23 protein-coding genes are annotated in these 21456 nt (G+C 75.0%); 18 read left to right on the top strand and 5 right to left on the bottom strand.

Annotation, left to right across the window (positions count from 1 at the left end; genetic code table 11):
* The first annotated feature begins 11 nt into the window (after positions 1–11).
* Both ABD160_RS25755 and ABD160_RS25750 read left to right on the top strand, forming a co-directional pair.
* Positions 12–2159 (top strand): zinc-dependent metalloprotease, encoded by a 2148-nt coding sequence (locus tag ABD160_RS25755; protein ID WP_344026959.1) that lies wholly within the window; start codon positions 12–14, stop codon positions 2157–2159.
* Between the two features lie 41 nt (positions 2160–2200).
* Complete coding sequence (locus ABD160_RS25750; RefSeq protein ID WP_344026957.1) at positions 2201–3502, top strand: amidohydrolase; 1302 nt, start codon at positions 2201–2203, stop codon at positions 3500–3502.
* Positions 3503–3527: 25 nt separating this feature from the next.
* On the opposite strand, the gene ABD160_RS25745 is transcribed toward ABD160_RS25750, so the two are convergent.
* Positions 3528–4313 (bottom strand): GntR family transcriptional regulator, encoded by a 786-nt coding sequence (locus ABD160_RS25745; protein ID WP_344026955.1) that lies wholly within the window; start codon positions 4311–4313, stop codon positions 3528–3530.
* Positions 4314–4389: 76 nt separating this feature from the next.
* Between ABD160_RS25745 and ABD160_RS25740 the strand changes: the two genes are divergently transcribed.
* The 13 genes from ABD160_RS25740 (at position 4390) to ABD160_RS25680 (ending at position 14644) form a co-directional block, all read left to right on the top strand.
* Positions 4390–5022: a TenA family protein gene (locus ABD160_RS25740; protein WP_344026953.1), complete on the top strand. Its 633-nt coding sequence runs from the start codon at positions 4390–4392 to the stop codon at positions 5020–5022.
* Positions 5023–5027: 5 nt separating this feature from the next.
* Complete coding sequence (locus ABD160_RS25735) at positions 5028–5990, top strand: FAD-dependent oxidoreductase (RefSeq protein WP_344026951.1); 963 nt, start codon at positions 5028–5030, stop codon at positions 5988–5990.
* A 37-nt stretch (positions 5991–6027) separates the two neighbouring features.
* Positions 6028–6357, top strand: a complete 330-nt coding sequence (gene cutA, locus ABD160_RS25730; RefSeq protein ID WP_344026949.1) for a divalent-cation tolerance protein CutA — start codon at positions 6028–6030, stop codon at positions 6355–6357.
* Between the two features lie 87 nt (positions 6358–6444).
* Complete coding sequence (locus tag ABD160_RS25725) at positions 6445–7428, top strand: helix-turn-helix domain-containing protein (RefSeq protein WP_344026947.1); 984 nt, start codon at positions 6445–6447, stop codon at positions 7426–7428.
* Positions 7429–7477: 49 nt separating this feature from the next.
* The gene (locus ABD160_RS25720; RefSeq protein WP_344026945.1) at positions 7478–7891 is read left to right on the top strand and encodes an ArsR/SmtB family transcription factor; all 414 of its coding nucleotides are present in this window, start codon (positions 7478–7480) and stop codon (positions 7889–7891) included.
* Positions 7888–9564, top strand: coding sequence for a SulP family inorganic anion transporter (locus ABD160_RS25715; protein WP_344026943.1), 1677 nt, complete (start codon positions 7888–7890; stop codon positions 9562–9564). The genes ABD160_RS25720 and ABD160_RS25715 overlap by 4 nt, the downstream gene beginning before the upstream one ends.
* 76 nt (positions 9565–9640) lie before the next feature.
* Complete coding sequence (locus tag ABD160_RS25710; protein WP_344026941.1) at positions 9641–9997, top strand: hypothetical protein; 357 nt, start codon at positions 9641–9643, stop codon at positions 9995–9997.
* Positions 9998–10014: 17 nt separating this feature from the next.
* Positions 10015–10485, top strand: a complete 471-nt coding sequence (locus ABD160_RS25705; protein WP_344026939.1) for a hypothetical protein — start codon at positions 10015–10017, stop codon at positions 10483–10485.
* Complete coding sequence (locus ABD160_RS25700; RefSeq protein ID WP_344026937.1) at positions 10478–10789, top strand: transcriptional regulator; 312 nt, start codon at positions 10478–10480, stop codon at positions 10787–10789. Before ABD160_RS25705 ends, ABD160_RS25700 begins: the two co-directional genes overlap by 8 nt.
* Positions 10786–11238, top strand: a complete 453-nt coding sequence (locus ABD160_RS25695; protein WP_344026935.1) for a GNAT family N-acetyltransferase — start codon at positions 10786–10788, stop codon at positions 11236–11238. The genes ABD160_RS25700 and ABD160_RS25695 overlap by 4 nt, the downstream gene beginning before the upstream one ends.
* A 48-nt stretch (positions 11239–11286) precedes the next feature.
* On the top strand, positions 11287–12570 hold the full coding sequence (locus tag ABD160_RS25690) for an HNH endonuclease signature motif containing protein (RefSeq protein WP_344026933.1): 1284 nt from the start codon (positions 11287–11289) through the stop codon (positions 12568–12570).
* Positions 12571–12660: 90 nt separating this feature from the next.
* Positions 12661–13437 carry a phosphotransferase enzyme family protein gene (locus tag ABD160_RS25685; RefSeq protein ID WP_344026931.1) on the top strand — a complete coding sequence of 259 codons (777 nt, stop codon included), beginning with the start codon at positions 12661–12663 and terminating at the stop codon, positions 13435–13437.
* A 202-nt stretch (positions 13438–13639) separates the two neighbouring features.
* Positions 13640–14644 (top strand): YdcF family protein, encoded by a 1005-nt coding sequence (locus ABD160_RS25680; protein ID WP_344026929.1) that lies wholly within the window; start codon positions 13640–13642, stop codon positions 14642–14644.
* A gap of 24 nt (positions 14645–14668) precedes the next feature.
* On the opposite strand, the gene ABD160_RS25675 is transcribed toward ABD160_RS25680, so the two are convergent.
* A complete protein-coding gene (locus ABD160_RS25675) occupies positions 14669–15235 on the bottom strand; it encodes a hypothetical protein (RefSeq protein ID WP_344026927.1) in 567 nt (188 codons plus the stop codon).
* Positions 15236–15341: 106 nt separating this feature from the next.
* Here ABD160_RS25675 and ABD160_RS25670 point away from each other — a divergent pair, with 106 nt between their 5' ends.
* Together ABD160_RS25670 and ABD160_RS25665 are read left to right on the top strand one after the other, a co-directional pair.
* Entirely contained in the window at positions 15342–15977 is a 636-nt protein-coding gene (locus tag ABD160_RS25670) for a LysE family translocator (RefSeq protein WP_344026925.1), read from the top strand.
* Positions 15978–16032: 55 nt separating this feature from the next.
* On the top strand, positions 16033–16446 hold the full coding sequence (locus ABD160_RS25665) for a RidA family protein (protein ID WP_344026923.1): 414 nt from the start codon (positions 16033–16035) through the stop codon (positions 16444–16446).
* Positions 16447–17129: 683 nt separating this feature from the next.
* On the opposite strand, the gene ABD160_RS25660 is transcribed toward ABD160_RS25665, so the two are convergent.
* Positions 17130–17663: a dihydrofolate reductase family protein gene (locus tag ABD160_RS25660; RefSeq protein ID WP_344026921.1), complete on the bottom strand. Its 534-nt coding sequence runs from the start codon at positions 17661–17663 to the stop codon at positions 17130–17132.
* A gap of 83 nt (positions 17664–17746) precedes the next feature.
* Here ABD160_RS25660 and ABD160_RS25655 point away from each other — a divergent pair, with 83 nt between their 5' ends.
* Positions 17747–18391 carry a dihydrofolate reductase family protein gene (locus ABD160_RS25655; protein ID WP_344026919.1) on the top strand — a complete coding sequence of 215 codons (645 nt, stop codon included), beginning with the start codon at positions 17747–17749 and terminating at the stop codon, positions 18389–18391.
* Between the two features lie 320 nt (positions 18392–18711).
* On the opposite strand, the gene ABD160_RS25650 is transcribed toward ABD160_RS25655, so the two are convergent.
* Both ABD160_RS25650 and ABD160_RS25645 read right to left on the bottom strand, forming a co-directional pair.
* Positions 18712–19032: a putative quinol monooxygenase gene (locus tag ABD160_RS25650; protein ID WP_344026917.1), complete on the bottom strand. Its 321-nt coding sequence runs from the start codon at positions 19030–19032 to the stop codon at positions 18712–18714.
* 807 nt (positions 19033–19839) lie between these two features.
* The gene (locus tag ABD160_RS25645) at positions 19840–21411 is read right to left on the bottom strand and encodes an AMP-binding protein (protein ID WP_344026915.1); all 1572 of its coding nucleotides are present in this window, start codon (positions 21409–21411) and stop codon (positions 19840–19842) included.
* Positions 21412–21456: the final 45 nt, after the last annotated feature.

Below are 21456 nucleotides of genomic sequence, written 5' to 3'. Positions count from 1 at the left end.
CTGTGTCTGCTGTGCCCACCGGCACCGATCTGCTCGTGCACGCCACCGTCGTCGGCGGGCTCGGGCTGGCCGCCACCGGGCTCGACCGCGGCGAGATCGGCCCGTCGCTGCTCTGCCGCACCGCACCGGCCGGACCGGACGGGCACGCCGTGGTCTGCGCGAACACCGCGTACGGCGGATCCGGGACGACACCCGAGGAACGGTCGGCCGCCGACCGCTCGTTCGCCGGATCGACCCTCGCCGTCTGCCCGGCCGCCGGCGACGGCGCGTTCGATCCGGCCCCGCTCGGGCTGGTCGATCTGGTCGGTGCCGCGCGCCGGCTCGCCGTCGCGGCCGGGACCGCGGTCGAGCCGGATCCGGCGCTGTCCCGGGTGGTCGCGGTGCGCCGCTACGGCGAGGTGACCGCGATCGAGGCCGCGCTCACCTTCCGGGTGCCCCGCCCGGTCGAGCCGGACGCGCCGCAGCCCCGCTTCGGCCCGCCGCACCCGCCACTGGCACCCGCACCGGCGGACACCGTCACCGTGCACCAGCAGGTCACCCTGCGCCCGCCGCCGGAACCGGGCTACCGGCCGGTCGAGCTGGATCCCGGCTCCGGCGCGACCGCCCGGCTGACCGTGCACCGGTACGACCGGATCCACCTGCGGGACGCCCCGGTCACCCTCGCCGCCCGCTTCCGGCCCGGCCGGCCGATCGTGTTCACACTGGACCCGGCGATGCCGGACGCGGTGCGCGACGCCGTGCTCACCGGCGGGAACCGCTGGGCCGAGGCGTTCGCCGCGGCCGGCCTGCCGGAGATGTTCCGGGTCGAGCCGCTGCCGGCCGGGGCCGATCTCGACGATCCGCGCCGCAACGTCGTCTACTGGGTGCACCGGGCCGATCGCGGCTGGTCGATGGGCCTCACCCAGCTCGACCCGCGGACCGGGGAGGTGCTGCGCGCCGTCGTCCGGCTCGGGTCGCACCGGATCGAGCAGGTCCGCGCGCTCGCCGAGGCGGTGCTCGCCCCCTACACCGGCGGGCCGGACGGCCCGGCCGCCGTCGAGGCCGTCGTCGCCGCCCGGTTGCGGCAGCTCGCCGCGCACGAGATCGGGCACGGCCTCGGCTTCGCGCACAACTTCGCCTCGCACACCCACTCCGTGCCGTCGGTGATGGACTACCCGGCGCCGCGGTTCACCGTCGACGGCGACCGCCCCGTCGCCCACCTCCCCTACGCCGAGCAGCTGGGACCGTGGGACCACCACCAGGTGGCCCGGCTCTACGGCGGCAGCCAGGAGCCGCCGCCGGACACCGCGCCGACCTGGGTCACCGACGCCGACGCGCGGACCGACGACGCCGCCGACGCCTGCGGCGCCACCTGGGTCGTGCCCGGTGAACCGCTCGGCGCGCTCGCCGAGGTGCTCGCGGTCCGGTCCGCCGCGCTGCGCCGGTTCTCCCCGGCCGTGGTGCCGCCGGGCAGCGACCCGCAGGAACTGGAACGCCGGTTCCTGCTGCTGCAGCTGCTGCACCGGCACCAGGCGACCGCCGTCGCGAAGCTGGTCGGCGGCACCCGCCGCCGCTACGCCGACACCACCACCGCCGGGTTCGACGGCGCCGTCACCCCGGTCGGCGACGACGAGCAGCTGGCCGCGCTCGCCGCGCTGGCCCCGCTGCTGGATCCCGGGCAGGTCCGGGTGCCCGCGCACGTCCGGCCGCTGCCCGGGCCGGCCGCCGGGCGGCCCGCCCGCGACGGCCGGTTCGCCCGGCGCACCGCGGACGCGTTCGACGCCACCGCCGCCGTCGTCGCGGCCGTCGACGTGGTCGCCGGACCGCTGCTCGCCCCGGCCCGGCTGAACCGGGTCGCCGAGGCCCCCGGCGACCGCGCGGTGCTCACCGAGCTGCTCGCCGTCACCGCCGGCCACGCGATCGGGCTGCTCGGCGCGGACACCGGCGACCCGTGCACCGAGACGGTCGGCTGGACCCTGCTCCGCCGGTTCGAGACCACCCTCGCCGATCCCGCGCTGTACCAGCACGCCCGGATCGCCGCCGTCGAGACGGTCGCCGCCGGGCCGTGGTGGCGCGACACGACGCGGGCCGCGGTGCGGGCCCGCTGGGCGGCGATCGAACGGGCCGCCCACGAGCACCCGGCCGAGCTGCCGGCGCCGCCGCCCGGGGCGCCGCTGTGAACCGGGTGAGCACGACCGACCCACCAGGAGAGAAGGAGCCAATGACCGCTTCCGCCGTCCCGACCCCGTCCGCCGGCCTGGCCGCGGCACTCACCGACGGCCTGCCCGGCCGGATCGACGATCTGGCCGCGCTGTACCGGGACCTGCACGAACACCCGGAGCTGTCGTTCGCCGAGGAACGGACCGCCGGGATCGTCGCCGACCGGCTCACCGCCGCGGGCTACGACGTGACGACCGGGGTCGGCGGCACCGGCGTCGTCGGGGTGCTGCGCAACGGCGACGGGACCTCGGTGCTGCTGCGCGCCGACATGGACGCCCTCCCGGTCGCCGAAGCGGCCGCCGTGCCGTACCGGAGCACCGCCACCGGCACCGGCCCGGACGGCGAGACCACGCCGGTCATGCACGCCTGCGGGCACGACACGCACGTCACCGCGCTGCTCGGCGCCGCCGAGCGGCTCGCCGCGCACCGGGACCGCTGGTCGGGCACCGTGCTCGCGGTGTTCCAGCCCGCCGAGGAGATCGGCGCCGGCGCCCGGGCGATGCTCGACGACGGGTTCGCCGAGCGGTTCCCGCGCTACGACGTCGCGCTCGGCCAGCACATCACCTCCGCACCGCGCGGGCACCTCTACGCCCGGCCCGGGGTGTTCATGGCCGCGGCGGACAGCCTGCGGGTGACCGTGTTCGGCCGCGGCGGGCACGGCTCCGCACCGCAGACCACCGTCGACCCGATCGTGATCGCCGCGTCGATCGTGCTGCGCCTGCAGACGATCGTGTCCCGGGAGATCGCCGCGTCCGACGTGGCCGTGGTGACGGTCGGCGCGATCCGGGCCGGGTCGAAGGAGAACGTGATCCCGGACCGGGCCGAGCTGAAGCTCAACGTCCGCACCTTCGATCCGGACGTCCGGGAGACCGTGCTGGCCGCGATCCGCCGGATCGTCGACGCCGAGGCGGCCGCCGCGGGCGCCCCGCGCACCCCGGAGATCGCGCCGATCAACGACTTCCCGCTGCTGGTCAACGACGAGACCGCCACCACCGCGCTGGTCGGCGCGTTCACCGAGCACTTCGGGGCCGACCAGGTGCACCCGACGCCGGCCAAGCCGGGCAGCGAGGACTTCGGCTGCTTCGGGACGGCGGCCGGGGTGCCGTCGGTGTTCTGGAACTTCGGCGGGTTCGATCCGGACCTCTACCCGGACGGGCCGGAGCGCCCGCAGCCCGCCGTCGCGGCCGGGCTGGCGCCGGGCGGGCACTCGCCGCAGTTCGTGCCGACCGGGGTGGAGCCGACCCTGGAGCGGGCCGCCGCCGCGCTGCTGGTGGCCGCGTCGACCTGGCTGTCCCCGCGCTGAGCACGGGGGCCGGTCCGGCCGGCCGCTACCGGCCGGCCGGGCGGTCCGCCGTGGGCTCGGAGAGGTCCACCCGGTACCCGGCGCGGGCGGAGAACTGCGCGGTGACCGAGAACCGGTCACCGCGGACGAGGGTGTGCCGCCACTCGACGGGCCGGCCGCCGGCCAGGCCGAGCCGCTCGATGGACAGCGCGGCGACGCCGTCGTCGATCCCCAGCAGCTCCTGCTCGCCGCGGCCGGGGATCACCGCCCGGATGTTCTCGCTGCCGCCGTCCACCCGGATCCCGCAGCGCCGCCGGTACTCGGGATAGAGACCGGTGTGCGAGAAGTCGACGTCCAGCAGCGGTGCGGCCAGGTCCTCGGGCAGCCACACCCGGTCGACGGCGAGCGGCTCGGCGTCGGCCAGGCGCAGCCGCTCCAGGTGCACCAGCGGGGTGGACTCCTCCAGCCCCATCCGGGCGGCGACGACGCCGTCGGCCCGCACCTCGAACGTCCGGACCACGCTGCGCTGCGTCCGGCCGGCCGCCTCGACGGCGACGTAGAGCGAGTACGGCTCGTCGAGCGGCTGCTCGATCGCGGCCGGACCGGCCGGGCGGGCGACCCGGCCGCGGCTGGCGACGACGGCGCCGTCCTCCCGCATCCGGCGCAGCGCCTCGCGGACGGTGTAGCGGCTCACCGCGTACTCGGCGGCGAGCGCGAACTCGCCGGGCAGCGCCGCCGCGAACTCGCCGTCCTCCAGCCGCCTGCGGAGATCGGCCAGCAGCTGCTGCCACAGCGGCGTCCCGTCGCCGCGGACCAGCGATCGCCCAGCCATGTCCGCACTCCCGTTCCGGGTCGATGATCGGTCAACCGTAGGCGACCGACCCGGACGGGGCCCTACGGTGGGTGGCATGTCGTTCAGCGGGCAGCTGCGGGAGTCGAGCACGACGGTGTGGGACGCGGCGGTCGGGCACCGCTTCGTCGACGAGCTGTGGACCGGGAAGGTGGACCGCGCCGTCCTGCGGCACTACCTGGAGCAGGACCTCCAGTTCGTCGACGCGTTCGTCGCGCTGCTCGGCGCGGCGGTGGCGAACGCCGACCGGCCGGTCCCCCGGGTCCGGCTGGCCCGCCAGCTCGGGCTGGTCGCCGGCCCGGAGAACGACTACTTCGAACGCTCGCTGGGCGAGCTCGACGGCAGCAGCACACCGGTGCGGGCCGCGCCCACCGTCGGGTTCCTGGAGCTGATGGACTCCGCGCGCACCGACGGGTACCCGGAGGCGCTCGCCGTGCTGGTGGTCGCCGAGTGGCTGTACCTGGACTGGGCGTCCCGGCCCGGCACCGCGCTCCCGGACGACGCGATCTGCCGGGAGTGGATCGAGCTGCACCGCGGCGTCGAGTTCGAGGAGTGGGTGGCATTCCTGCGCGCCGAGCTGGACCGGGTCGCCGACGGTCTCGACCCGCAGCGGCGGGACCGGGTGGCCGCGCTGTTCGTCCGCGCGGTCGACCTGGAGCTGGCCTTCTTCGACGCCGCCTACGAGGTCTGACCCGCATGACCGGCCGGGCCGTCGTCGTCGGTGCCGGGATCGCCGGGCTGAGCTGTGCGGTCCGGCTGCGCGAGCGGGGCTGGTCGGTCCGGGTGCTGTCCGACGTCGCGGTGCACGAGTCCACCTCGCACCTGGCGGCCGCGGTGTGGTTCCCGACCCGCTCCGGGCCGCGGGACAAGGTGCTCGACTGGGGCCGCCGCACGTTCGGCACGCTGGCCGCGCAGGCCGCCGACGGCGTGCCCGGCGTGGTGATGCGCGAGTCGCTGACCCTCTACCGGCACGAGCCGGAGCCGCAGTGGTGGGCGGCCGCGGTCGGGCCGGTCCGCCCCGCGCGCCCGGACGAGCTGCCGCCCGGCTACCGGCACGGCCTGCGCTTCGCGGTGCCGCTGGTCGAGATGCCGGTGTACCTGCCGTGGCTGGCCGGCGAGGCCCGGCGCCGGGGCGTCACGCTGGAACGACGCCGGGTGGCGTCGCTGACCGAGGCCGGTGCGGACGCCGACCTGGTCGTGCACTGCGCCGGGCTCGGCGCGCGCACCCTGGCCGGCGACACCTCGGTGATCCCGGTCCGCGGGCAGATCGTCCGGGTCCCGAATCCCGGGCTGGTCCTGTCGGTGCGCGACGAGGCGCACCCGGCCGGCCGCGCCTACGTGCACCCCCGCGAGCACGACTGCATCCTCGGCGGCACCCTCGACGAGGGCGCCTGGGACGCCACCCCCGATCCGGCGGTCGGCGCGGCCATCGTCGAACGCTGCGTGGACATCGCCCCCGCGCTGCGCGGGACCCGGGTGCTGGAGCACGTGGCCGGGCTGCGCCCGGCCCGCCCGGAGGTCCGGCTGGAGGCCGAGCCGGCGACCGCCGACCGGCCGCGGGTCATCCACGACTACGGCCACGGCGGGTCCGGGATCACGCTGTCCTGGGGCTGCGCGGACGACGTCGCGGCGCTGGCCGGGCCGGCTGTCCACAGCTGATCCACATGTGGAGAACCCGCGCACTACGGTGCCCGGCATGAGTGAGAACCGGGCCGCCGTGTGCACCGTCGTGACCACCACCGACAGCGAGGCGGCCGCACGCGACCTGGCGGCGGGCGCGGTGGCGGCCCGGCTCGGTGCCTGCGCGCAGGTCGCCGGCCCGGTCACCAGCGTGTTCCGCTGGGACGGTGCGGTGCAGACCGAGGCGGAGTGGCGGGTGGAGGTCAAGACCGCCGCCGACCGGGTCGACGCCCTCACCGACCACCTGCGGGAACGGCACTCCTACGACGTCCCCGAGATCATCGCCGCGCCGGTCACCGGCGGCAGCGCCGACTACCTGTCGTGGGTGGTCGCGCAGACCCGCTGACCAGGGGGCCAGGTCGGGTCGCGCACCGGGCCGGGCGGGGGTACGTTCCGGAAACCGCCCACCCGGGCGACCCGCACGGAGGACGACGTGGCCGATGGCGTTCCCGGAACCGGCGTCGGCCGGATCAGCTTCCGCTCCAGCGAGCCCGCCGTCGTGGAGCAGTTCGCCGCCGAGCACTACGCGGCCACCTCGGTGCGCCCCGCCGAGAGCGGGCGCGCGTTCGAGATGGGCCACGACACCCTGGTCGTCCCCGGCCTGGAGCTGAGCCAGCTGTGGGTCACCCTGGGGATCGACGCCCAGGTGGACCCGGTGGAGAACCGGTACGTGGTGGACACCGTCTGCGACGGCCGGATGGAGTGGGACACCGAGGCGTACGGCTCGATCCGGCTCGGCGCCGGGGACGTCGCGGTGATGCCGGTGCAGGGCCGGTTCCGGGACGTCGTCGAGGACATCGATCTCGACGTCGCCGCGCTGGACGCGCGCCGGGTCGCCGAGTTCGCCGAGCAGGTGCACGGGATCCCGGCCGAGCGGTTCGCGCTGACCGGGCTGCGGCCGGTGTCCGAGTCGGCGGCCCGGTGGTGGGAGGCCACCCTCGTGCACGTCCGCGACCGGGTGCTGGGCAACCCGATGCTGCTCGACAACCCGGTCGTCCTGGACGCCGCCTTCCACCGGCTCGCCGTCACCTTCCTGGCGACCTTCCCGAACACCGTGCTCGACGGCGCGGCCGAACGGGCCAGGCGGCCGGTGCCCCGGCTGGACCGGGGCGTCGTCTCCCGGGTGGCCGACTACCTGTGCGCGCACGCGGACGTACCGATCGGCCCGGCGGATCTCGCCGCACTGACCGGGATGCCGGCCCGCACCGCGCTGGCGAGCCTGCACCGGGCCGGTGTCGATCCGGCGCTGCTGCTCTGGCACACCAGGCTGCACGGCGCCCACCGGGACCTGCTCGACGGCGACCGGCCCGATCCCGCCCGGATCGCCGCCCGCTGGGGCTTCACCCACCTCGGACGGTTCCGGATCGCCTTCGCCCGCGAGTTCGGCGAGACCCCGGAGCAGACCGCCCGCTCGTGACCCGGTTTGATGGATTAAGATTTCCATCAAACAAGGAGGTCGACGGCGAATGCCTGCACGCCTGCGCAGCACCGAACCGCTCTACCGGATCAAGGCCGACCTGTTCAAGTGCCTGGCCCACCCGGCCCGGATCCAGGTGCTCGAGGAGCTCGCCGCGGCCGGCCCGGACGGCGTCGGGGTCACCCGGCTGCTGGAGATCACCGGCTGCGAGGCGTCCCAGCTCTCCCAGCACCTCGCCGTGCTGCGCCGGGCCGGCGTGGTCACCTCGGCCCGGACCGGCAACGCGGTCGACTACCGGCTGGCCGAACCGCTGGTCGCCGAGCTGCTGGTCGTCGCGCGGGCGTTCCTGCTGTCCAGCCTGACCCGCGACGAGGCCCGGCTGGAGGCCGCCCGGGCGCTGCCCCCGCTGCCGGGCGCGACCCCGGAGACCCTGCTCGACGCGACCGCCGAGCACGGCCGGTGAGCGGCCTGCGCGGACTACTGCCCGCCCGTGCCGACTACGACCTGCGCCCGCGCACGCTGCGCGCCGACCTGGCCGCCGGGCTGACCGTCGGCGTCGTCGCGCTGCCGCTCGCGCTGGCGTTCGGCGCGAGCGCCGGGGTCGGGCCGGCGGCCGGTCTGGTCACCGCGGTCGTCGCCGGGATCGTCGCGGCCGTGTTCGGCGGCTCGAACGTGCAGGTCTCCGGGCCCACCGGCGCGATGGCGGTGGTGCTCGCCCCGATCGTCGCGGCGCACGGCCCGGGGGCGGTGGCCGTGGTCGCCGTGCTCGCCGGGGTGCTCGTGCTCGTCGCCGGCCTGGCCCGGCTGGGCCGGGTGGTGACCGTCCTGCCGTGGCCGGTGGTGGAGGGCTTCACCCTCGGCATCGCCTGCATCATCGCGCTGCAGCAGGTGCCCGCCCTGCTCGCGGTCCGGATCGAACCCGGCGGCAACACGCTGGTCACCGCGGTCGACGCGGCCGGACGGGCGTTGACCGCCGCCGACCTCACCCCCACCCTGTGGACGCTCGGCACGGTCGCGCTGGTCGCCGCCGCGATGGTGCTGCTGCCGCGGTTGCACGCGGCGATCCCGGCGTCCCTGGTCGCGGTCGCCGTCGTGACCCTGATCGCCGAGCTCACCGGCGCCCCGGTCGCCCGGATCGGGGCGCTGCCGGACTCGCTGCCGCTGCCGTCGATCCCGGCGATCGATCCCGGTGTGCTGCGCGAGCTCGCCGGGGCGGCCCTCGCGGTGGCCGCGCTGGCCGCGATCGAGTCGCTGCTCTCGGCCCGGGTCGCCACCTCGATGACGCGCACCGCGCACCATCCGGACCGCGAGCTGGTCGGCCAGGGGCTCGCCTCGGTCGCGAGCGGGCTGTTCGGCGGGATGCCGGCCACCGGGGCGATCGCGCGCACCGCGGTGAACGTGCGGTCCGGCGCGCGGACCAGGCTGGCCGCCGTCGTGCACGCCGTGGTGATCCTGGCGGTGCTCTACCTGGCGACCGGGCCGGCGTCGGCGATCCCGCTCGCCGCGCTCGCCGGGGTGCTGCTGGTGACCAGCGTCCGGATGATCCCGGCGGCGACGGTCCGGGCGGTGCTCGGGGCCGGGCGCGGCGCGGCGCTGACGTTCACGGTGACGGCGGTGGTCACGGTCGCGCTCGACCTGGTGCAGGCGATCCAGGTCGGCATCCTGGTGGCCGCGTTCCTGGCGCTGCGGCACGTGGCGCGGTCCACCGACGTGCACCGCGAGCCGCTGCCCGGGCCGGCCGAGCCGGGCGACGAGCGGATCGCGCTGTTCCGGCTGGAGGGCGCGCTGTTCTTCGGTGCCGCCGAGCGGGTGTTCGGCACCGTCACCGAACGCGCCGTCGAGGACGGCGTGCTGGTGGTGATCCTGCGGCTGTCCCGGATCGGGATGCTGGACGCCACCGGTGCCCGGGCGCTCGGCGAGCTGATCGGCGATCTGGAGGCGTCCGGGCTGACCGTGCTGGTCAAGGGCGTGCAGGGGGATCACCGGACGATGCTGCGACGGGTCGGTGCGATCGATGCGCTGCGCCATCCGGCGCACCTGATCGACGATCTCGGCGACGCCGTCGCGCACGCCCGGTCGCACGTGCGGCGCTCGGCCGTGGCGGAGGTGGCCGAGCCGGGGCGGGCGGCCGGCTGAGGCGGATCGTCAATCGGGCCGACGAGGGCGGACGGTGCCGCGGGCGACGATCACCGGTGGCCGCCGGTCGGCGGCCGTGCCGCACCAGAGAGGGCTCCCGATGCTCGGCGACCTGCTCGGCCCGTTCGCGAACTTCCTCAAGCGCTGGGACTACCGGCCCACGACCAGCTGGTTCAGCGACTTCGTCACCGTCAACTGGAACTCCCGGGACGCCGACCTGGAACGACGGGTGCTCGGCGACGTCGGCAGCTACGGCCTGCAGCTGTCCCGGGTGCTCGACGCCGTCGAGCTGCTGCTGGAGGGCACCGACCTCGCGACCCTGACGCCCGAGGCGCAGCGCACGGTCGTCCGGCTGCGGGACCTGGCCGACCAGGCCCGCGCCTCGGTCGACCGGCACCGCGGACCGGATCCTAGTTGCCCTATAGGAAAGTAGTCTGGTAGCACTGTCCTGTGCCCACCCGACCCACACCCGAGGACGCCGCGGCGGCCGTGGCCGAGGTCGACGCGGCCCGGCGCGCCGTCGACACCGCGCACCGGCGGAACGTGCCGATCATGCTGGCCGCCACGTCCGTCCTGACCTTCCTCGACTTCGCCGCCAAGGACGAGATCACCGGCCCGCGCCGGCGGATGGTCGCCTCGGCCGTGATCCAGGCGGCACTGCTGGGGGTCTCCGCGCTGGAGATGCGCGGGAGCCAGGTCAACCCGTACGCACCGGGCGACGGCCCGCAGCCCGCCCTCGCGGGGAAGATCGCCGGCGTCGGCCTGGGCTGGTACGCCGCCGAGCGGGTCGCCGTGCACCTGATCCGGCGGAGCCGGCTGACCCGGCCCAACACGGTCGCCGGGCTGGTGCTCGCGGTGTCCCGGCCGGCCGGGTACCTGGCCGTCACCAGGATGCTGCCGCGGGCGGGCCGGGATGCCTGAACCGGGCCCGGACACCCGGCTCGTCCCGCTGCTGCTGGACCCGACCCGGCTGCGGATCGCGGCCACCCTGGTCGCCGCCGGCGAGGTCGAGTTCGGCTTCGTCCGGGACCGGGTCGGCCTGTCCGACTCGGCGCTGTCCAAGCAGCTCAAGGCGCTCGCCACGGCCGGGCTGGTCGAGTCGTGGCGGGAGCCGACCGGGTCCGCGCGCAAGTCCTGGGTCCGGCTGACCGGGGACGGCCGGGAGCAGGTGAGCGCGCACATCCTGGCGCTGCGTGAGATCGCCGCCGGCGGGGAGCGGTCGTGACCGGCACCGTGATCCGCCGGGCCGTCGAGGCCGACGTCGCGGCCGTCGCGGCACTGCTGGCCGACGACGGCATCGGCGCCGGCCGCGAGTCCGCCGACGATCTCGCGCCCTACCTGGCCGCGTTCGCGGCGGTCGACGCCGACCCGTCGGAGCTGCTGGTCGTCGCCGAACGGGACGGCGCGGTCGTCGGGACGCTCCAGCTGTCGCTGCTGCCCGGGCTGTCCCGCCGGGGTGCGCTGCGGGCGCAGATCGAGGGGGTCCGGGTCGCCGGGACGGCCCGGGGCGCCGGGCTCGGCGAGACGCTGCTGCGCTGGGCGGTGGACGAGGCCCGGCGCCGCGGGTGCGCGCTGGTGCAGCTGACCTCGGACGCCCGCCGGACCGAGGCGCACCGGTTCTACCAGCGGCTGGGGTTCGAGGCGAGCCACCTGGGGTACAAGCTGTCGCTCTGACCTGGGACTACGGTTGTGCTCGAACATCAGTTCGACTACAGTGGACGCATGCCCACCGGCCGGCTCGGTACCGTGCGCCGCCTCCTCACCGAGGCGGTCGCCGCGCTGGAGTCCGCCGCCGATCCGGCCGCCGATGCCGGCGACCTGCTGTCGGTGCTGACCCTCTGCGAGGAGACGACCCGCCGCCTCGACCGGGCCGCCGTCGCCACCATCGCGACCCTGGACCGGCGGGGCACCTTCGCCGAGCGCGGCTACCGGTCCCCCGAGCCCGCCCTCGCCGACCTGCTGAACTGGGACCACGCACAGGCGCGCCGCCGCACGGTCGCCGCCGGGCACGTCCATCCCCGCACCGCAGCCGACGGCACGGTGCTCCCGGCCGCGCTGCCCGCCACCGCCGAGCGCTTCGCCGACGGGCGGATCGGGCTCGGGCACGTGCACGTGATCGCCACGGTGCTGGGCAGCCACGCCGCCCGCCGGATCGATCCCGAGCGGCTCGCCGCGGCCGAGGCCCGGATCGCCGAGCACGCCACCGTCCACAACCCGGCGGAGCTGCGCACCTGGGCGACCCGGCTGGTCGAGGCACTCGACGACGACGGCCCCGAGCCCGACGACGCACCACCCCCGCAGCTCAATACCCTCGCGGTCGTGCCGCGCCGGGGCGGCGCCGGGGGCCGGATCACCGGCCGGTACGACGACGCAGCCCTGTTCGACGCGATCGCCACCGCCGTCGACGCGCTGGCCGCCCCGCGCGACGCGCTCGACGAGCGCCGCCCGGAGGAGCGCCGGGCCGAGGCCCTCGCGGAGATCTGCGGGCACGCGCTCGATCGCGGCGCCGTGCCCGACACCGGCGGCCGCCGGCCCGTCGTCAGCGTGCTGATCGGGCTCGACGACCTGCAGCGCCGGGCCCGCGCCGCGGTGCTCGACTTCGGCGGGACCACCACCCCGGAGAGCCTGCGGATGCTGGCCTGCGACGCGGGCATCGTCCCGATCGTGATGAACGGCCGGGGGCAGCCGCTCGACGTGGGCCGCACCCGGCGCAGCGTCCCGGACGGGCTGCGCCGCGCCGTCACCGCCCGCGACCGCGGCTGCGCCCATCCCGGCTGCGACCGGCCGCCGTCCTGGTGCGAGGTCCACCACATCGTGCCGTGGGAGACCGGCGGCGCCACCGCGCTGGACAACTGCGTGATGCTCTGCAAGGTCCACCACCGCCTGGTGCACCATTCGGAATGGATCATCCGGGTCCGGCACGGGCTGCCCGAGTTCATCCCGCCCCGGTGGATCGACCCGCGCCAGCGGCCACGCGGCAGCCCCCGGCCGGCCGGCGCCGCCTGAACCGCGGCGGACGGGGCACGGCTCGTGACCGTGCCGCTACGGCACGGTGTCGGACTGCGCTGCCGTCCCGGCGCCGGGATGATCGTGCAGATGGACGACGACGGGGTACCGCTACGCGGAGGCAACGTCGATCACGGCGTCGTCCGGATCGGGGACACCGTCCGGAAGCCTGCCGGACCACACACTCCGGCCGTCCACGCCCTGCTCACGCACCTGCACGACGTCGGCTTCCACCAGGTGCCGCGCCCGCTCGGGATCGACGCCCGCGGCCGAGCGGTGCTGAGCTTCGTACCCGGGGTCACCGTCCATCCCGACAACCACGATCTTCTCGACTCCCTCGGCGCGCTGCGCACGGTGGGCCGGATGATCCGGGAGTTCCACGACGCGACCGCCGGTTTCGTCCCTCCCCCCGATGCACGGTGGCAGGTGGTCATCCCCGACGTCGGGGCCGACCTCGTGGTCCACCACGATCTCGCCGCATGGAACCTGGTCGCGGACCCGGCCGCCGGATGGGGGCTGATCGACTGGGACACCGCCGCACCCGGTACCCGGCTGTGGGATCTCGCCTACGCCGTCCACAGTCTCGTCCCGCTGTCCGCCGCGCCCGAGTGGACCAGGCCCGACACCGACCGTCGGTTACGAGTACTGGTGGACGCGTACGGCCTCGACGAGAGCGACCGCCACGCGCTCGTGCAGCTGCTCCCCCGGCGGACACGGGCGATGGCCGACCTGCTCGCGGACGGTGCCGCGACCGGCCGAGAACCGTGGGCATCGCTGTGGGCCACCGGGCACGGTGACGTCTGGGCCCGGAACACCACGTACATCGAGCGACACTCGCTCCGCTGGCTCGCCGCCCTCACGGACTGACAACCGGCCGGCCCGGCTGCCGCCGCCCGGGTCCGCCCCGCGGTATCGAACGGGGCACGCTCCGAGCCGACCGGCCCGGGATGCCCGGCCGGAGCGCCGCCTCTCGCTACCGTCCGCGTCCACAGACGACGGACGGGTGGGACATGGACGGCACGCACGGCCGGGCACACGCCACGGCCGCCATCGGGGACGGCTGAGCGGCATGTGGGTCTTCTACGTCGTCGCCGCCTGCTTCGGCCTGGCGTTCGTGATCGGGGTCGTCCGGGACCGGCGCCGGTTCCGCAACGCCGTGCTGCTCGGCCTCACCGCGGTCTGCGTGGGGCTCGGGCTGATCGGGGAGGCGTACCGGCTGGGCCCGGTCGCGTTCGACCTCTTCCAGTTCATCCTGCTCGGCACCCCGGCGCTGGTCGTGCTGGTCCTCGCGATCTTCCTGATCCTCAACGGCCTGGTGATGGTCCGGCGGGAGGGGCGCAGACTCGGGAACCTGCTCTCGCTGCTGGCCGGGCTGGCCTGCCTCCCCGTCCCGTTCCTGCCGCTGATCGGGGCGTACCTGGAGGAGAACACCCTGGGGGTGGCCGCCGCCCTCGCCGCGCTGCTCGTCGTCACCTACCTCGGGTTCCTGTTCTGCTGCTACCTCGGCTACAGCTGGCTGTACGGCCGGATCCGGCCCCGGCCCGGCTTCGACTTCGTCGTGGTGCTCGGCTCGCGGCTGATCGGCGGCCGGGTACCGCCGCTGCTCGCGAGCCGGCTGGACCGGGCCGCCGCGCTGTGGCGGGCCGAGACCGAGCGGGGCAACGCACCGCTGATCGTCACCTCCGGCGGGCAGGGGCCGGACGAACCGGTGCCCGAGGCGCACGCGATGGCCGACCACCTGGTGTCGGCGGGTGTCCCGGCGGACTCGGTGGTGCGCGAGGACCGCTCGATGACGACGCTGGAGAACCTCGGCAACAGCCACGCGATCATGACGGAGCGGCGGCCCGGCTACCGGTGCGTCGTCGTCACCAACAACTTCCACGCCTTCCGCGCCGCGCTGATGACCCGCAAGGCGGGCGTCGACGGCCAGGTGGTCGGCTCGCGGACGGCCGCCTACTACTGGCCCAGCGCCACCATCCGCGAGTTCGTCGCGATCCTGGTCGAGCACCGGATCGTGAACCTGGTCGTCCTGGTCGCCCTCGTCTGGCTCGGCGCGATGGTCACGTTCCGCTGAGCCGTTGCGCCCCGGCTCGCCGGCTCACCGGCGCAGGGCGACCACCGCGACGACCAGCCCGCACAGCGCCAGCATGTAGGCGGCGAACGCCCAGGCCACCGGATCCCAGGTGGTCACGGTGAGCAGGGTGAGGATCGCGCCCAGACCGACCAGGACGTAGAACAGCAGGTTCTCCGAGCCGGGATCCCGCCACGCCTTGCGGACCGTCGGCGCGGCGGCCGCGGCGTCGGCCCCGACGGCGACGAACACGGCGAGCGGCGCCGCGTCGAACACCAGCCAGACCGCCAGCGCGACGACGGCGACGGTCCCGCAGGCGACGTCGAACGCCCCGATCCGGACCCGGTCGTGCCGGGTGAGCAGTCCCGCGGCGACGACGAGCAGCGGCCCGGCCCCGGCCGCCAGGGTGAGCACCGCGGGCAATCCGGCGCCGGCGTCGACCTGGGCGGCGAACGCGATCAGCGGGGCCGCCGCCCACAGTGTCCAGGTGACGAGGTTCGGCCGGGCCGAACCGGTGAGCGTGGCGATCGCGTACCGGACGCAGCCGACCATCCCGAGGGCCGCGCTCACGAACACCCAGTTCGGATCGAGCACCCACGTCCCCCCACCGGCCGGCCGGGCCGTCCACGAGCCCGGACGCTACTCCGGCGGCACCGGAAACCCGCGGACACCGGCGGCCCCGATCCGTACCGTCGCCGGCGTGCCCAGCGCTGCGACGACGGTCGCATTCCTGCTCGGGAGCCTCGTCTTCGTCGTCATGCCGGGCCCGAGCGTGCTGTTCATCGTCGGCCGGGCGGTCGCGCTCGGGCGTCGTGCCGCCCTGGTGACGGTGGCCGGGAACCTCGCCGGCGTTCTCGTGATCGTCGTGCTGGTCGCCCTCGGGATCGGCACGGTCGTCGAGCGCTCCGCCGTCGTGCTGACCGTGCTGAAGTTCGCCGGAGCGGCATACCTGGTCGTGCTCGGCGTGCGGGCCTGGCGGCACCGCGGCGACCGGCCCGGGCCGACCGGGGTCGTCGCGGCGGGCGCCGGGCGGCGGGTGTTCCGGGAGGGGCTGGTCGTGGGGGTGACGAACCCGAAGGCGATCGTGTTCTTCGCGGCCGTCCTGCCCCAGTTCGTCGATCCCACGCAGGGCACGACGACCGGGCAGATGCTCGTCCTCGGCCTGCTGTTCTGCGCACTGGCGTCCGTCGTGGACGTCGGGTGGGCGCTCGGCGCGGGGGCCGCCCGCGACTGGTTCGCCCGGTCCCCGGGCCGGCTCCGGGCCACCGGCGGTGCCGGTGGCCTGATGCTCGTCGGGCTGGGGATCGGCGTCGCGGCGACCGGCCGGAGCGGCTGACGGTCCGGCCGGAACCGGGTCGACAACGGGTACGACGCCGGTAGCGTCCGGTCCGATGCCGAAGACCGTCACCCTGATCCGTTCCGCCACCCTGTCCGACGTCGCCGAGTACGCCTACGCCGCGACCGCCCCGAGCGACGCGCGGCTGATCTTCCTCGCCGGAGCGTGCCCGCTGAACCCGGACGGCAGCACCGCCGCGGCCGGTGACTACGCCGGTCAGGCCCGGGTCGCCTTCGACACGATGCGCACCGCGCTCGCCAACGCCGGCGCCGCCGTCGACGACGTGATCAGCACCCGGGTGCTGGTCGCCTCGTCCCGGCAGGCGGATCTCGTCGCGGCCTGGGAGGCGGTCCGGGACCGGTTCGGCGAGCACGACCCGCCGAGCACCCTGTTCGGTGTCACCGTGCTCGGCTACGACGACCAGCTGGTCGAGATCGAGGCCGTGGCCGCGGTGCGCGACCCGGCCTGATCCTCGGGCCCGCGAGCGGTGCGATGCGGTGCGGTCGCCGTCCGGCGGCGCGCCCCGGGCCGGCCCCGCACCCCGGACCCGATCTCGCACCGGCTCCACCCGGTGCGCCGACGCGCCCAGGGTGCGACACCGCGGCAACCCGTGCCCGACCGGCACGCCGCACCCCGCGACCCGCCCCGCACCCCACCACCGACCTCGCACCAGGTGGAGCCGGTGCGCCGACGCGCCAGGGGTGCGACACCACGGCCGCCCGTGCCCAACACCGGCACACCGCACCCCGGGACTCGCCCCGCACCCCACCACCGACCTCGCACCAGGTGGAGCCGGTGCGCCGACGCGCCAGGGGTGCGACACCCACGGCCCCCCGTGCCCGACCGGCACACCGCACCCCGCGACCCGCCCCGCACCCCACCACCGACCTCGCACCAGGTGGAGCCGGTGCGCCGACGCGCCAGGGGTGCGACACCACGGCCGCCCGTCCCGGGGACGGCCCCGCACCCCGTGACCGGCCCCGCACCGGCTCCACCCGGTGCGCCGACGCACCAGGGGTGCGGCTCATCGGCATCCGCCGCCCCGCCACCGGACGACGCGGCCCGGCCGCCGGATACCGCCGCCCCACCGCCGGACGACGCCGCCAGAGCGTCGCCGCCGGAACGGCCGCCGGACGCTTCCGCCGCCGCGACCTACCTCCGTACCCGGTAGCGGAGCATGGTCACCGGGCCCGATCGCGAGCTGCCGAGCGGCTCCAGCTCGACCGGATCGAGGCCCGGCGCCGAGAAGCGGACGCCGTCGCCGAGCAGCAGCGGCAGCACGTACACCAGGATCTCGTCGACCAGCCCGCGCTGCAGGCACTGCGCGGCCAGGTCGGCGCCGAGGATCTCCAGGCTCTTCCCGCCCGCGGCGGCGCCCGCCGTGTCGACGGCCTCGGCGAGGTCACCGTGCAGGAACGTGACCGTGCGGTCCGGCTCGTCCGGCGGGCGGTGGGTCAGGACGAACACCGGACCGCCGTCGTAGGCGGCGGCGTCCCCGGTGGACATCCGCCGGCCCACCTCGTAGGTGCGCCGGCCCACCAGCATGGCGCCGGTGGCCTGCTCGACCTCGGGGAACGAGAACTGCGTCCCGTAGCCGACGATCCGCTCCATCGCGTCACCCGGTCCGGCGATGAAGCCGTCCAGTGACATCGCCCGGTTCACCACGACCTTGCCCGCATCCGACATACCGGTGACGACTCCGCGGACGCCCCGAACTCATCGGCGGCGGGTGAGCGATGAGTTCGCGACCGCCGCCGGGTCTCCATGGTGTGGCCCCGCTACTGCGAGTGCAGAACTTCACCGTCTCGTCCGACGGCTTCGGCGCCGGCGCGGACCAGACCCTGGAACGGCCGTTCGGCCACGCCGACCCGGGCGAGCTGTTCGCGTGGGCCTTCGCCACGGCGAGCTGGCCCGGCCGCACCGACCCGGGCGGGAGCCGCGGGATCGACGACCACCTCACCCGCGACTTCACCCACAACATCGGCGCCGAGATCATGGGACGCAACAAGTTCGGGCCCCAGCGCGGTCCCTGGCCGGACCTGGAATGGCGCGGCTGGTGGGGCGACGAACCGCCGTTCCACACCCCGGTGTTCGTGCTGACCCACCATGACCGTCCTTCGTTCACCCTCGGCGACACGACGTTCCACTTCGTGGGCGGCGAACCGGCCGCGATCCTCGACCGGGCACGGCAGGCCGCGGGCGGCAAGGACGTCCGGCTCGGCGGCGGCGCCTCCGTGGTCCGCCAGTTCCTCGACGCGGACCTGGTCGACACGCTGCACGTCGCGGTCGCGCCGGTGACACTCGGCTCCGGGACGCGGCTCTGGGAGTCCCCCGACGAGCTGCGTGACCGCTTCCACCTCGACGTCGTGCCCAGCCCGAGCGGGGTCGTCCACCACCTGTTCTGGAGGCGCTGACCTGGGGACCGTCGTCGCTCAGGCGGTCCGACCAGCAGCTCCCGGATCGGCCCTGACCCGTGCTGCCGGGCAGAGCCGGGACCGCCCCGCAGCCGGAACCTCGGCCCGCGGTCTTCTCTCCCGGGCCCGCAGGTCCTCGCGCAGGATCTCCAGCCCGAGTGCGACTCATGGCCCTGACCTGCGAGAACGAGGCAGCTCGCGCAGGCACCCACCCGCCCGCGTCCGCGTATCGTCCGTGAGCTGCACCGGCGGGGGTTTCCCCCGCACCTGGTCTGCTGGTGATCTCCGAGCGGTGTCGGGTGTGGGCGCAGCCCACAGGTTCAGAACGGCGCCCCGGACGCTGAGATCTGGTGCAGCTGCACCTCGTCGCGGACGATGGGGGGCACGTCGGCCGGCACAGGCGCCATTGCCCGCCATTCCTGCAGTCGCTCGTCCGACTCCCACAGCTCGAAGAGATAGACCCGGGCGGGATCGACGGGGTCGGGCGTGACGGCGATGTCCAGACAACCCTGGAAGGCCCGGGCCGCAGTGATGAGGTCCTTGTGGGCGTCGACGAAGGCTTGCTGTTGACCTGGGTCGACGTAGACCGGTCCGGCGATCACGAGCGTGCGGCTGTGGCCCGGCTTGTGTGCAGTGGTCATGTGAGGGTCGACCGCTCGAATCGTGCGGAGTCATCGGCCGATCGATCCGCGCGTGGTGGTCAACCCGGCGCAGGCCCGGCAGCTCCTCGCTGCGGTGACCTACGTGGGCGGTCGTCGACGCCGGGACCGCGGAGCCCGTCTGCCGGCGTACTCCGCCTGCCTGTACTACGGGGGTCCACGGCCCGGCGAGGCGCAGAACCTCCGGACGAACGACCTCGATCTTCCACCCCGAGGGGTGGGGTCGCCTGCTGCTCTCGGGCTCGCGGACCGAGGTCAGCGCGTCGTCCTACGCCCGGTCCGGCGCCCGGTACCAGGACCGGCCGTTGAAGCGGCGCAGCGCGGAGGAAGTCCGTCCGGTCCCGCCGGCCCTCGTCGGGATCCTGCGCGCACACCTCGACGCGTATCCGCCGGCCCCGGACGGAGGGCTGTGCGTCGCCGTCGAGAGCGGTGGGAGCGTGGCCTCACCGCTGGCCCGTCGGCCCTACGACCTCCGACACGCGGCGCTGTCGAGCTGGCCGGCCGCCGGGGTGCCACCCACCGAGGTCGCCACCCGCGCGGACAACCCGGTCACGGTGCTGCTCCCGGTCCACGCCCAGTGCCTCGCCGACCAGCAGGACACCTACCACGACCGGATCTCCGGGCTGCTCGGGTCACGACCCGATCATCGTCCACAGTGGAGACGAACGTTCATGATCGTTCCGTGGACCCCCCGGATCGCCCGGCACGACCCGCACCCCCACAGACGACGAGACGGCGCCGTCCCTGCATCGCTGCAGGTCACGACGCCGTCCCGGCCGTGGCGGAACCTCAGCCCGCGGCGTTCTCCCGGGCCCGCAGGTCCTTGCGCAGGATCTTCCCGGAGGCCGACTTCGGGATCTGCTCGATGAACTCGACGACCCGCACCTTCTTGTGCGGCGCGACCTTCTCCGCGACGAAGGCCATCACCTCGTCCTCGGTGAGGTCCGCGCCGGACGCCTGCTTCACCACGAACGCCTTCGGCACCTCCTCGCCCTCGGCGTCCTTGACGCCGATCACCGCGGTGTCGGCGATCTTGTCGTGGGTCAGCAGCAGCGCCTCCAGCTCGGCGGGCGGCACCTGGTAGCCCTTGTACTTGATCAGTTCCTTGACCCGGTCGACGATCGAGTACACGCCCTCGTCGTCGACGACGGCGATGTCACCGGTGTGCAGGTAGCCGTCGGCGTCCTTGGTGGCGTCGGTGGCGTCGGAGTTGTTCAGGTACCCGACCATCACGTTCGGGCCCTTCACCCACAGCTCGCCGCGCTCGCCGACGCCGACCTCCTGGCCGGACTCCGGATCGACCAGCTTGCACTCGATGTTGGGCAGCGCGAAGCCGGACGAGTTGAGATCGAGATCGCCGCGGTCGTCGGGCATGCAGTGGCTGACCGGCGAGAGCTCGGTCATCCCGTAGCCCTGCAGCACCGTGCAGCCGAGCCGCTTCGCGACCGCGCGGCCGAGCTCGCCGTCCAGCGGCGCCGCACCGGAGAAGATCGTCTTCACGCAGGACAGGTCGAAGGAGTCGACGATCGGGTGCTTCGCCAGCGCGACCGCGACCGGCGGGGCGATGTAGAGCCGGTCGACCGAGTACTTCTGGGTGATCGACAGGAACTGCTCGAGATCGAACTTCGGCATCGTGACGACCGTGGCGCGGGCGTGCAGGCCCTGGTTCATCATCACGGTCATGCCGTAGATGTGGAAGAACGGCAGGAACGCCATGATCTTGGTCTGGTCGGTCACCTCGCCCATGACCTGCACCTGGAGCAGGTTCGCGACCAGGTTGCGGTGGGTCAGGACGACGCCCTTGGCGAGGCCGGTCGTGCCGGACGAGTAGGGCAGCACCGCGGTGTCGGTCGCGGTCGTGGTGAGCTCGGGGGCGGGCGCCCCGGACGCGACGAGATCGGCCAGCGAGTCGTGCCCCTCGACCTTGTCGATGGTCAGCACGGCGTCGGCGGACAGGCCCGCCTCCTTCGCCCCGGCCAGCGCCCGGTCCAGGAACGGCGACACCGTGATCAGCGTCGTCGCACCCGAGTCCGTGAGCTGGTGCGCCAGCTCGCCGCCGGTGTACATCGAGTTCGCGCTGGTCACGATGCCGTTCGCACGCAGGATGCCGTGGAACAGGGCCGCCCACTGGGGCAGGTTCGGCGCGAACAGCGCGACCACGTCGCCCTTGCCGATCCCGCGGGCGGCCAGCCCGCCGGCGATCTTCTCGACCAGGCCGTGGAACTCGGTGAAGGTCAGCTGGTCGCCGGTGGTGCCGTCGAGGAACGCGGGCGCGTCGGCCCGGTCCCCGAATCCGTCGGCGAACAGGAACTCGGTCAGCGAGACATCCGGGATCTCGACGTCCGGGTACGGGCTGCGCATCGACAAGGCGTCGCTCCTTCGCGAGGTCCATCGGGAAGCCGGGCG

Origin of the sequence: Pseudonocardia kongjuensis (genome assembly GCF_039526905.1) — a bacterium.
In the GTDB taxonomy this organism is placed as follows: Bacteria; Actinomycetota; Actinomycetes; order Mycobacteriales; family Pseudonocardiaceae; genus Pseudonocardia; species Pseudonocardia kongjuensis.
Note: the sequence above shows the minus strand (reverse complement) of the source record. Positions and strands in the feature narration are given on the sequence as shown.

Bases quoted from the DNA above. Each gene is read 5' to 3' on its own strand.
- ABD160_RS25750 (WP_344026957.1), top strand. From the start codon at position 2,201: ATGACCGCTTCCGCCGTCCCGACCCCGTCCGCCGGCCTGGCCGCGGCA.
- ABD160_RS25745 (WP_344026955.1), bottom strand. From the start codon at position 4,313: ATGGCTGGGCGATCGCTGGTCCGCGGCGACGGGACGCCGCTGTGGCAG.
- ABD160_RS25740 (WP_344026953.1), top strand. From the start codon at position 4,390: ATGTCGTTCAGCGGGCAGCTGCGGGAGTCGAGCACGACGGTGTGGGAC.
- ABD160_RS25735 (WP_344026951.1), top strand. From the start codon at position 5,028: ATGACCGGCCGGGCCGTCGTCGTCGGTGCCGGGATCGCCGGGCTGAGC.
- cutA (WP_344026949.1), top strand. From the start codon at position 6,028: ATGAGTGAGAACCGGGCCGCCGTGTGCACCGTCGTGACCACCACCGAC.
- ABD160_RS25720 (WP_344026945.1), top strand. From the start codon at position 7,478: ATGCCTGCACGCCTGCGCAGCACCGAACCGCTCTACCGGATCAAGGCC.
- ABD160_RS25700 (WP_344026937.1), top strand. From the start codon at position 10,478: ATGCCTGAACCGGGCCCGGACACCCGGCTCGTCCCGCTGCTGCTGGAC.
- ABD160_RS25690 (WP_344026933.1), top strand. From the start codon at position 11,287: ATGCCCACCGGCCGGCTCGGTACCGTGCGCCGCCTCCTCACCGAGGCG.
- ABD160_RS25685 (WP_344026931.1), top strand. From the start codon at position 12,661: ATGGACGACGACGGGGTACCGCTACGCGGAGGCAACGTCGATCACGGC.
- ABD160_RS25680 (WP_344026929.1), top strand. From the start codon at position 13,640: ATGTGGGTCTTCTACGTCGTCGCCGCCTGCTTCGGCCTGGCGTTCGTG.
- ABD160_RS25665 (WP_344026923.1), top strand. From the start codon at position 16,033: ATGCCGAAGACCGTCACCCTGATCCGTTCCGCCACCCTGTCCGACGTC.
- ABD160_RS25660 (WP_344026921.1), bottom strand. From the start codon at position 17,663: ATGTCGGATGCGGGCAAGGTCGTGGTGAACCGGGCGATGTCACTGGAC.
- ABD160_RS25650 (WP_344026917.1), bottom strand. From the start codon at position 19,032: ATGACCACTGCACACAAGCCGGGCCACAGCCGCACGCTCGTGATCGCC.
- ABD160_RS25645 (WP_344026915.1), bottom strand. From the start codon at position 21,411: ATGCGCAGCCCGTACCCGGACGTCGAGATCCCGGATGTCTCGCTGACC.